Here is a 1169-nt window from a genome sequence, read left to right on the forward strand (position 1 = left end):
ATGGCAAAAGAAAAGTTTGAACGCGTAAAACCGCACGTAAACGTTGGTACAATCGGCCACGTTGACCACGGTAAAACTACACTAACTGCAGCAATCACTAACGTACTTGCAAAAGTATACGGCGGTGTTGCTAAAGATTTCGCATCAATCGATAACGCTCCAGAAGAGCGCGAGCGTGGTATCACTATCTCAACTTCACACGTTGAGTACGACACACCAACTCGTCACTACGCACACGTAGATTGTCCTGGTCACGCCGATTATGTTAAAAACATGATCACTGGTGCTGCACAAATGGACGGCGCTATCTTAGTAGTAGCTGCGACTGATGGCCCAATGCCACAAACGCGTGAGCACATCCTTCTTTCTCGTCAGGTTGGCGTACCTTACATCATCGTATTCATGAACAAATGTGACATGGTTGATGACGAAGAGCTACTTGAGCTAGTAGAAATGGAAGTTCGTGAACTTCTTTCTGAGTACGATTTCCCAGGTGACGACTTACCACTAATTCAAGGTTCTGCACTTAAAGCACTTGAAGGCGAGAAGCAATGGGAAGACAAGATTGTAGAGCTTGCAGAAGCACTAGATTCTTACATTCCAGAGCCAGAGCGTGACATCGATAAGCCATTCATCATGCCTATCGAAGACGTTTTCTCAATCCAAGGTCGTGGTACTGTTGTAACTGGTCGTGTTGAAGCGGGTATCATCAACGTGAATGACGAAGTTGAAATCGTTGGTATCAAAGAGACTACTAAGTCTACTTGTACTGGTGTTGAAATGTTCCGTAAGCTTCTTGACGAAGGTCGTGCTGGTGAGAACATTGGTGCACTATTACGTGGTACTAAGCGTGAAGACGTTGAACGTGGTCAAGTACTAGCTAAGCCTGGTTCAATCAACCCACACACTACATTCACTTCAGAAGTATACGTACTTTCTAAAGATGAAGGTGGTCGTCATACTCCATTCTTCAAAGGTTACCGTCCACAGTTCTACTTCCGTACAACTGACGTAACAGGTGACGTACAGTTACCAGAAGGCGTAGAAATGGTAATGCCTGGTGATAACATCAAGATGACAGTAACTCTAATCGCACCAATCGCGATGGATGAAGGTCTTCGTTTTGCTATCCGTGAAGGTGGCCGTACTGTAGGTGCTGGTGTTGTGGC

General features: G+C 45.4%; 1 protein-coding gene. It reads left to right on the forward strand.

Features of this window, described 5'->3' with window-relative positions; genetic code table 11:
- Window positions 1-1169, forward strand: a 1169-nt coding sequence (gene tuf / locus CWB62_RS18385; RefSeq protein WP_138556291.1) for an elongation factor Tu, incomplete at its 3' end; no start/stop codon positions are given.

The organism is Pseudoalteromonas sp. S408, assembly GCF_005886645.1.
In the GTDB taxonomy this organism is placed as follows: Bacteria; Pseudomonadota; Gammaproteobacteria; order Enterobacterales; family Alteromonadaceae; genus Pseudoalteromonas.